Annotated in this window: 8 protein-coding genes and 2 pseudogenes; 7 read left to right on the top strand and 3 right to left on the bottom strand. The window is 69.6% G+C overall.

Annotated elements, in window-relative coordinates; all coding sequences use genetic code 11:
• Positions 1–330: 330 nt before the first annotated feature.
• A pseudogene (locus ACYVID_RS14795) lies at positions 331–1,608 on the bottom strand (IS3 family transposase).
• 94 nt (positions 1,609–1,702) lie between these two features.
• On the bottom strand, positions 1,703–2,431 hold the full coding sequence (locus tag ACYVID_RS14790) for a FadR/GntR family transcriptional regulator (protein WP_460738318.1): 729 nt from the start codon (positions 2,429–2,431) through the stop codon (positions 1,703–1,705).
• A 116-nt stretch (positions 2,432–2,547) separates the two neighbouring features.
• On the opposite strand from ACYVID_RS14790, the gene ACYVID_RS14785 reads away from it, so the two are divergent.
• The 7 genes and pseudogenes from ACYVID_RS14785 to ACYVID_RS14755 all read left to right on the top strand — a co-directional run bounded on the left by ACYVID_RS14785 (position 2,548) and on the right by ACYVID_RS14755 (position 8,568).
• Positions 2,548–4,317, top strand: a complete 1,770-nt coding sequence (locus ACYVID_RS14785; RefSeq protein WP_460738320.1) for an L-lactate permease — start codon at positions 2,548–2,550, stop codon at positions 4,315–4,317.
• 5 nt (positions 4,318–4,322) lie between these two features.
• Positions 4,323–5,168 (top strand): (Fe-S)-binding protein, encoded by an 846-nt coding sequence (locus tag ACYVID_RS14780; RefSeq protein ID WP_460738317.1) that lies wholly within the window; start codon positions 4,323–4,325, stop codon positions 5,166–5,168.
• A complete protein-coding gene (locus ACYVID_RS14775) occupies positions 5,165–6,613 on the top strand; it encodes a LutB/LldF family L-lactate oxidation iron-sulfur protein (RefSeq protein WP_229856586.1) in 1,449 nt (482 codons plus the stop codon). Before ACYVID_RS14780 ends, ACYVID_RS14775 begins: the two co-directional genes overlap by 4 nt.
• Positions 6,610–7,257 carry a LutC/YkgG family protein gene (locus tag ACYVID_RS14770; RefSeq protein WP_460738315.1) on the top strand — a complete coding sequence of 216 codons (648 nt, stop codon included), beginning with the start codon at positions 6,610–6,612 and terminating at the stop codon, positions 7,255–7,257. Before ACYVID_RS14775 ends, ACYVID_RS14770 begins: the two co-directional genes overlap by 4 nt.
• Positions 7,257–7,394: pseudogene (locus ACYVID_RS14765) on the top strand (hypothetical protein); the annotation flags it as partial. The gene ACYVID_RS14770 and the pseudogene ACYVID_RS14765, both read left to right, overlap by 1 nt.
• A 92-nt stretch (positions 7,395–7,486) precedes the next feature.
• Positions 7,487–7,687, top strand: coding sequence for a hypothetical protein (locus tag ACYVID_RS14760; protein WP_460738323.1), 201 nt, complete (start codon positions 7,487–7,489; stop codon positions 7,685–7,687).
• Positions 7,684–8,568 carry a hypothetical protein gene (locus ACYVID_RS14755; protein ID WP_460738322.1) on the top strand — a complete coding sequence of 295 codons (885 nt, stop codon included), beginning with the start codon at positions 7,684–7,686 and terminating at the stop codon, positions 8,566–8,568. Before ACYVID_RS14760 ends, ACYVID_RS14755 begins: the two co-directional genes overlap by 4 nt.
• A gap of 45 nt (positions 8,569–8,613) precedes the next feature.
• Here ACYVID_RS14755 and bla read toward each other — a convergent pair whose 3' ends face one another.
• Complete coding sequence (bla, locus tag ACYVID_RS14750) at positions 8,614–9,558, bottom strand: class A beta-lactamase (RefSeq protein ID WP_460738313.1); 945 nt, start codon at positions 9,556–9,558, stop codon at positions 8,614–8,616.
• Positions 9,559–9,589: the final 31 nt, after the last annotated feature.

Below are 9,589 nucleotides of genomic sequence, written 5' to 3'. Positions count from 1 at the left end.
TCAACCTAGCTGCGCGAGAGGCGCAACCGAGCGAATCCGAGACGACATGCTTGCTCGGATCGCCGCCGTCTTGGATGCCGCCGGCAGGACACCGCGGCCGGAGCGCGAGTACGTCGCCACCAGTCGCCTCCCGATATAGCGGCAACCTTCGACGAGCGGGTCGGGGCTGTTGTGCCGGCGTCGAGCTGGAGCGGGTCCCGGCGTGCACGGACTCCGAAATCTGCACGCTCGCCCGTCCGCGCCGAAGCCGGCAGCGTAACGACTGCCAACGACACGCACCACCGATCAGTCTGACACCTCCCGGCGTGTCCGGGGACTCGGTTTCCTGAGTCACCCGGCGATTGCCGGTGTGCTCCAGTGAATGTAGTGGAGCTCTTCGGCCTTCGCGGGGGTGAGGTCGTCGAGGTACTCGTGGGGTCGCTCGGTGTTGACCCAGTCGACCCAGTTCAAGGTCTCGATCTCGACGTGCTCGACGTCGCGCCAGGGGCCTTCGCGCCAGATCAGTTCGTTCTTGAACGACCCCACGGTGGTCTCGGCCAGGGCGTTGTCCAGCGCATCGCCGACCGAGCCGACCGAGGGGTCGACTCCAGCCTCGATCAGGCGGGTGGTGAAGGCGACCGAGGTGTAGACGCTGCCGGCATCGGCGTGACTGACCAGCCCGGTCAGGTCGGTGATGCCTTCCTGGCGCCGGGTGAAGATCGCGTGCTCGAGAGCGTCGAGGACCAGAGCGGTCTTCATCGACCGCGCAGCACGCCAGCCGATGGTGCGGCGAGCGAAGGCGTCGATGACGAACGCGACGTAGACCGTGCCGGTCCAGGTCGCGACATAGGTGAGTCGGCTACCCATAGGCGATTGGGGGTCGCGGGGGCGAAGTCGCGATCTACGAGATCCGGGCTGCGTTCGTGGCGTTCGTCGGGTCGAGTGGTGGTGTGCTTGGACCCGTAGCGGGCGCCTTCCCAATCGTTGTCGCGGTAGAGCCGCTCCACGGTGCAGCGGGCCACGTCGTGGCCGGCCTCGCGCAGCTTGATCCACATGTTGCGTGAGCCCAGCCGGGCGTTGAGTCTGTTGCGCTCCCACATCGCCACGATCAGACCGATGACTTCCTCATCGCGCAGCTGGCGCCGCGTCGGCTTCTTCTCGCCCCACTCGTAGTAGGTCGAGGGGCTGATCTTGATGCCGTGCTCAGCCAGCTTGGCGCACATGGGCTCGACACCCAGCGCAGCCCGACCCCGCCGGTGGCGGGGTCGGGCACCTGGTGGTCCTTGTGCTCGGTGATGAACCTGACTACCGCTTCGCGGGCCGGTCGAGCTCGGCCGCGAAGAAAGCCGAAGCCGCCTTCAAGATCTCATTCGCTCGCCGCAGCTCGGCGTTCTCCCGCTTCAGCCGCTTCAGCTCCTCAACCTCTGCGGTGGTCACACCCGTGCGCTTGCCCGCATCGACCTCGGCGCGGCGCACCCGCGTCCGCACCGTCTCCGGTGCGCCGACCCCGAGCTTGCCGGCCACCGCGCAGATCGCTGCCCACTGCGAGCCGTAGTCCGGGGCCACCTCGTGGACCATCCGCACCGCCCGCTCCCGAAGTTCATCGGGGTACTTACTCGGTCGTGCCATGTTCTGGATCCTCCCAACGATGGGAGCCTCCGGACACGCCGGGAGGTGTCACTCTATGCCCGCTGGCCCACTGGACATTTCTTGGACAGCGAACTCAGGACCGTGGTCGGCGACTGTGCGTCGGCGTTGGCGAGTGGACCGCTCCGGCCGTGCCCGCAATGGGCAGCGCGGCACGGGCGGACCGGATGTGCTGGTCGACGAGTTCGGCCGCGGTCTCGCCTTGCCCGCTTTCGATGGCGGCGTAGATGGCGCGGTGGTCGGCGCGCAGCTGATCGGCGACCCCCTCCCAGTCCGGACCGAGCGCATGCAGCGCCTGCAGGATGGGGCGCCGCATCGAGTCGCGCAGCGCGATGGTCATGTCCGCCACCAGTCGGTTTCCACTGGCCTCGGCGATCGCGACGTGGAATGCCGTGTCAAGGTCGTTGAACGTCTCTTGATCGACGCCGGGACTATCCATTCCGTTCAGCGCCTCACGCATCGCGTCGAGATTCGCTGGAGCCGCGTTGCGCGCGGCTAGGGTGGCGCTGGAGCGTTCCAGCATGACGCGGGCATCGACGACGTCTTCCATGGGAAAGTTGGCCAGGGCAACGTGCAGCCGCAGCAGGCGGGTGAGGGCTTCGCTGGGCATCGCTGACACGAGGGTGCCGGAGTCCTTGCCCGATCCGACCGCCGACCGCACCACCCCTTGGGCCTCCAAGCTGCGGATGGCCTCACGCACGGCGGCTCTGCTGACCTGCAGGTGGCTGGCCAGGTCTCGCTCGCCCGGCAGCCGGTCACCCACCCGCAGCGTCCCCGCGAGGATCTGCTCCTCGATCTGGTCCACAACCAATTCATGTGAGCGACTGCGGGCGATGGGTTGCCACGACCCCTGATCGCTGCTCGGGACGTTCTCAAACGATGCGCGCTCGCTCATCGGCGACCTTCCACTCTTGACGGGTGATGGACGTCACTCTAGAGTCCTCTCTGTGGTCAGACCACACAGAGGTCGACCGTGGCCAGTATCTTCGACTGATCGCCCCTGTGGAGGTTCCCATGTATGTGCCCGATCTCGCCCCGATCGGAGACAGCCTCGCTTGGTCGTCGCTCGTGGCTGCGCTCCCGCTCATGACGATCTTCGTCACCTTGGGTTGGCTGCGATGGAAGGCCCACTTCGCCGCCCTCGCTTCGGTCGCGGTGGCCGTAGCGGTGGCCGTGGTGGCATACGGCATGCCGGTGGATTTGGCTCTGCTCTCGGCCTCCGAGGGTGCTGTCTTCGGTCTCTTCCCGATCATGTGGATCGTCCTGGGCGCCCTATTCCTGCACCAGCTCACGGTCGTGAGCGGGAAATTCGAGGATCTCCGCGCCACCTTTCACCTGATCTCCGACGACCCTCGCATCCAGGCAATCATCATCGCCTTCTGCTTCGGCGGCCTGCTGGAGGCGTTGGCCGGCTTCGGTGCCCCCGCCGCCATCTCCGGCGTCATGCTGGTCGCGGTTGGCTTCCCCGCGCTGCGCGCCGCGATGGTCGTCCTGCTCGCCAACACCGCACCGGTGGCTTTCGGCGCGATGGCCATCCCGATCATCACCGCCGGCACCCTGACCGGGATCCCGTACGAGGACATCGGCGCCATCGTCGGCCGCCAGACGCCGTTCCTCGCCCTGTTCGTTCCGCTCATTCTCGTCTTCGTGGCTGACGGTCGTCGCGGCGTTCGCGAGGTCTGGCCGTTGGCTTTGGCCGTGGGCGCAGTCTTCGGTCTCGCCCAGTTCGTCAGTTCCAACTTCATCTCCGTCGAGCTCACTGACATCATCGCCTCGCTCGCCGGACTGGCCGCCGCGGTGGCGATGCTCCGCGTGTGGCAGCCCAAGGGGTCGACCGAGGCCGCGGAGCGGCTGACGAGCATGCGTGCCGACGACGCTGAGGCCAGCGGGCTCGGCGGCGACGGGAACGTCGCGGTCCAGGCGAAGAAGGAGATCGACCAGGTCGCGCAGCGTGCCGCTCTCCTCACGCCCGGTCGCATCACGATGGCGCTGTTCCCCTACCTCTTGGTCATCGCGGTCTTCTCCACCGCCAAGCTCGTCCCCCCGGTCACCGACTTCCTGGCCGCGACCGACCGCTTGGTCGAGTGGCCCGGTCTGCACGGGGCCGTCGAGTCGGCCTCCACCGTCTACAAGTGGCAGTGGCTCTCCTCCCCCGGCACCCTGCTCGTCATCTCCGCGCTCATCGTCGGGCTGGTGCAGGGCGTGACGGTCGCACGTATCGCCACCACGTTCCTCGAAACTGTCAAGACGCTCCGCTTCGCGTTCCTCACGGTTGCCTCCGTGCTGGCGCTGGCCTATGTGATGAACTTGTCGGGCCAGACCCAGACGATGGGCCACTGGATCGCCGGCACCGGTGCCGCGTTCGCGTTCCTCTCCCCCATCCTGGGATGGCTGGGCACGGCGGTGACCGGCTCCGACACCAGCGCCAACGCGCTCTTTGCGACCTTGCAGCAGAGCGCGGCGGAGAAGGCCGGCCTCGACCCGACTCTGATGGTGGCCGCCAACACCTCCGGCGGCGTGGTCGGCAAGATGATCAGTCCCCAGAACCTCACCATCGCCGCTGCGGCGGTCGGCCTGGCCGGGCGGGAGTCCGACATCTTCCGCAAGCTCATCTTCTGGAGCCTCGGGCTGCTGCTGGCCTTGTGCCTGCTGGTCGGGCTGCAGTCCACCGTGCTCTCCTGGATGGTGTGACCCAGATGACCTCGCTTCCCGGCCACGGCATGCGTGTGGCGCTCTTCGCGACCTGCTTCAACGACACGATGTGGCCCGAGACGCCCAAGGCGGTTGTCACCGTCCTCGAGCGCCTCGGGGTCACCGTGGAGTTCCCGTTGGAGCAGACGTGCTGCGGGCAGATGTTCACCAACACCGGCTACGCCCGCGAGGCCCTGCCGCTGGTGGAACGCTTCGCCGACGTCTTCAGCGAGTACGACGCCGTCGTCGCTCCCTCCGGCTCCTGCGTCGGCAGCGTCCGGCACCAGCACGCCACCGTGGCCCGGGGGTGCGGACAACCGGCGCTCGCCGACCAGGCCACCACGACTGCCCGCAAGGTATATGAGTTCAGCGAGCTGCTCGTCGACGTGCTGGGCGTGATCGACGTCGGCGCAACCTTCCCGCACCGCGTCACCTACCACCCCACCTGTCACTCCCTGCGGATGCTGCGGGTGGCCGACAAACCGCTACAGCTGCTGCGGGAGGTCCGCGGCATCGACCTCGTCGACCTGCCCGAGGCCGAGGAGTGCTGCGGGTTCGGCGGCACCTTCGCGATGAAGAACGCCGACACCTCGGTGGCCATGGGCGCCGACAAGGCACAGCACGTGCGCGAGACCCACGCCGAGGTGCTGGTCGCCGGCGACAACAGCTGCCTGGCCCACATCGGCGGACTCCTCACCCGGCAACGCTCCGGCATCCGGGTCATGCACCTGGCCGAGGTACTCGCCTCCACCGAACGCGACTTCGCCGCCGAGAACGAGCTCGGCACAGCAGGCGACAACCCCACCAACCAGCCCACCGACCGGCCCACTGAGGAGGAGGTGACGGCATGAGCGGCACGTTCATCGGGATGCCGAAGTTCCAGACCGCGGCCAAGGAGGCGCTGGGCAACTCCCAGCAGCGCCGCAACCTGCAGCACGCGACCGGCACCATCCGCCGCAAGCGGGCCGGGGTCGTCGACGAGCTCGACAACTGGGACGAGCTCCGCCAGGCGGGAGCGGCGATCAAGGACAACGTCCTGTCCCACCTCGACACCTACCTGGTCCAGCTCGAGGAGTCCCTCACCCAAGCCGGCGCCACCGTGCATTGGGCGGCCGACGCCGAGGAGGCCAACCGCATCGTCACCTCACTGGTGAGGGCCACGGGCGCGGAGGAGGTCGTCAAGGTCAAGTCCATGGCGACCCAGGAGATCGGCCTCAACGAGGCCCTCGAAGTGGCTGGCATCAACGCCTGGGAGACCGACCTCGCCGAGCTCATCGTCCAGCTCGGGCACGACAAGCCCAGCCACATCCTGGTCCCGGCCATCCACCGCAACCGAGCCGAGATCCGCGAGATCTTCCTCCGCGAGATGGGCCAGGTCGGCACCCCGCCCCCCACCGGGCTCACCTCCAACCCCCGCGAGCTCGCCGAGGCCGCGCGGGTGCACCTGCGCGAGAAGTTCCTGCGCGCCAAGGTCGCCATCTCGGGGGCAAACTTCGCGATCGCCGAGACCGGGACCCTCGTGGTCGTCGAGTCGGAGGGCAACGGCCGCATGTGCCTCACCCTGCCCGAGACCCTGATCAGCGTCGTCGGCATCGAGAAGGTACTGCCGACGCTGGAGGACCTCGAGGTGTTCATGCAGCTCCTGCCCCGCAGCTCCACCGGCGAGCGGATGAACCCCTACACCTCCACCTGGACCGGCATCACCCCCGGCGACGGCCCCCAGGACGTGCACGTGGTGCTGCTCGACAACGGACGCACCGACGCGCTGGCCGACCAGGTCGGCCGACAGGCCCTGCGCTGCATCCGCTGCTCGGCCTGCCTCAACGTCTGCCCCGTCTACCAACGCGTCGGTGGCCACGCCTACGGCTCGGTCTATCCCGGGCCCATCGGCGCCATCCTCAACCCCCAGCTACGTGGCACCACCAGCGACGTGGACCAGTCACTGCCCTACGCCTCGTCACTGTGCGGCGCCTGCGGCGACGTCTGCCCCGTCAACATCGAGATCCCCGAGCTCCTCGTGCACCTGCGCACCCGCGTGGTCGACGAGCACCGCGGCGGCATCCCCTCGGGCGAGCAGATCGCCATGAAGGGAGCCGCCTGGATGTTCTCCGACCACCGCCGCTGGGAGAAGGCCCAGAAGGGCGCCGAGCTGAGCGGCCGGGCCCTCGGCAAGAAGGACACCATCGGACGCCTCCCCGGGCCACTCTCGGCCTGGAGCGACGCCCGCGACGCACCAACACCTCCCGCCGAGTCCTTCCGATCCTGGTGGAAGCGCGAGAAGGGAGACCCCCGATGAGCACCCGAGACGACATGCTCACCCGGATCGCCGCCGCCTTGGAGGGCGCCGACCGGATACCGCCACCCCAGCGCGAGTACGGCGCCACCACCCCGCTCCCCGACATCGCGGCGACCTTCGTCGAACGCGTCGAGGACTACCGTGCCGTCGTCGAGCGGGTCAATCCCGAAGGCATCACTGCGGCCGTGGCCGCAGCTCTGACCCGAGCCACACGCGTCGTCGTACCGCCCGGGCTGCCGCGCGAGTGGGTAGCCGCCCTCGACGGCGCGGAGGTGGTAGCTGACGACGGAGATTTGTCCCCCGACGAACTGGACCATTTCGACGCGGTTGTCACCGCCGCCGCGGTGGGCATCGCCGTCACCGGCACCATCGTGCTCGACCACGGCCCCGACCAGGGCCGCCGCGCGCTCTCGCTGGTGCCCGACGTGCACGTGTGCGTCGTGCGCGAGTCGCAGCTCGTCGGCGACGTGCCCGAGTCAATCGCGCCGCTTCGCCACGCCGTCGACGCCGGCCGGCCCCTGACGTGGATCAGCGGCCCCTCGGCCACCAGTGACATCGAGCTGGAGCGGGTCGAGGGCGTGCACGGACCCCGGACCCTGCACGTCCTGCTTGTCAGCACCGACCATCCCCTGCCGCCGGCGTGATGACGCGCGAGGAGGCGCACCACGGGTCGGCGAGCGCCGTGGTGCCGGTGTTCTTCCTCTCGGACAGCACGGGCATCAGCGCGGAGACCATGAGCAACGCGCTGCTGATCCAGTTCCCCGACCTGCGCTTCGACCGGACCGTGATCCCGTTCATCTCCACCGTCCAAGAGGCTCGTGATGTCGTGGCCCGCCTCGACCGCGCCATGGACGAGAGCCCCGCACCCCATTGGTGTTCACCACCGCCGCCAGCGACGAGGTACGCCTCGAACTGCGGCGCACCCGCTGCCCGGTCATCGACTTCTTCGACCTGCACATGGGCTCGGTGGAGTCGATCCTGCAGACCCGCGGGGTACGACTGCCCGCCCGGCTGCATGGCCTGTGGAGAGAGCCCGACGCCCGGACGCGGATCCTGCTTGCATCGCTCGCATGAGCGAATCCACCCACGTACACCCTCTGAGCGCGCAGGACACCCGGTGGCTGCTGCGCGAGGTCGAGGCCGTGCTCCGCACGCGCGGTCATACCTGGACCCTGGTCGACGGGCGCGCCTTCCAGCTGACGGACGGGCCGATCATGGGGCTCGACAACTTGGCGCGACGACTGCACCTGGCGCCACGGCGGGCATGGCGTCGTCTGGTGCAGGAACAGGTCACGACACTCCTCTCCGGCTTCGACCCGACGGCGGCGATCCGGGCTGAAGACCTGCGGGTGCGGCTCGTGGATCCGGCAACGATGCCCGACCTCGAGTACGAACCACTCCGCCCGCTGCCGGGTCTGCACGGAGTGCTGTCGGCCCAGGGTCCTGGCCTGACCGCACTGTTCGGCAAGCTCGACAACGTCGAGGTCGAGCGCGACGACGCCTACGTCCGTGCGCTCGAGAACCTCGCGGCACTCCCCCTGCCACAGCACGTACGTCGTCGCCTCGACCCCGACCTCCCCGGCTCGTGGGTCGACGTGCTCCGCGCCGACGACTCCTTCGGAGCCAGCCGCGTCATGGTGCTCCCGGAGGTGCTGCGCCGGACCCTGCGCCGAGAGATCCCACCGTCCGGCGTCCTGGTCGCGGTCCCCCACAAGTTCGAGATGTGGCTGCACTTCCCGGTCGATGACTCGGTGCTGGACGTGTCCGTGGAGATGGCCTTCGAGGCTCTCTGCGCCTGGGCCGAGGAGCCGTTCCCGCTGTCACCGCACGTCTACCTGGTCTCACCCGACATGCACGCCGAGGTCCTGGTGGCCGCCGACGCCGAAGGGGCGTCGCTGGACCACCGTCGCCTGCGGCAGCTCATCCGCAGCCTGCCGCCCTCAGCGGCTGCCTGACCCGACCGCTCGTCCGGGTTGCCCGGGTCGCCGGCGGACGACCGGCTACCGCTCCGCGCACACCGCGTCGAGGGCGACCCGGGCGGCCTCGGCGACCAGCGCGTCGCGCGGCTCGGCGTCCGCGGTCTCCCCGCGCGTCAGCACGGCGAGCACGATCGGCTCCCGGCCCGGCGGCTCGAGGACGGCGATGTCGTTGCGCGTGCCCCAGTCCGCGGTGCCGGTCTTGTCGCCGACCACCCAACCCTCGGGGGCCGCCGCGCGCACCAGGTCGTCGCCCGTCGTGTTGCGCCGCAGCAGGTCGACCAGCACCTGCCGGTCGCCCTCGCCCAGCGCGTCGCCGACCGCGAAGGCGGCCAGGCTCTCCGCGAGGGCACGCGGCGTCGAGGTGTCGCGCGGGTCGCCCGGCGTGAAGTCGTTGAGCGTGGGCTCGGTGCGCACGGCCTCGGTGGTCTCGTCCCCCACCTCGGCGAGCGCGCGGTCCAGGCCGGCCGGGCCTCCGACAAGCTCGAGGAGCAGGTTGGCGGCGGTGTTGTCGCTGACCGTGACGGCGGCCTCGAGCACCTCGGCGACGGTGAGCCCTCCGTCGACGTGCTGCTCGGTCACCGGCGAGTAGTCCACGAGGTCGGCCTCGGTCCACCGCAGCCGCCGCTCCAGGCCGGCCTCCGGCAGCCGGTCGAGCACCACCGCGGCCAGGAGCGCCTTCACCGTGGAGGCGAAGGCGAACCGCTCGTCCTGGCGATGCCCGACCGACTCCCCCGTGCCGGTGTCGAGCAGGTGCACCCCGACGCGTCCGCCCTCCCGACGCTCGAGCCGGTCGAGCCCGTCGCCCAGCGCGGCCTGACCCCCGGCGCACGTCGGGGTCGCCGGGCTCGACGCGGCCGATTCGCCGGACGTCGTACGGCGGTCCGGTGCCGTGTCGGTGGACCCAGCGTCCTGCTCGCCCGTCGTGGCGCAGCCCAGCGACAGCGTCGCCGTCGCGGCCAGGGCCACCAGCATCCCCTGCCTGCCTGCCGGTCGCCGC

The organism is Nocardioides ginkgobilobae (genome assembly GCF_054781275.1).
Note: the sequence above shows the minus strand (reverse complement) of the source record. Positions and strands in the feature narration are given on the sequence as shown.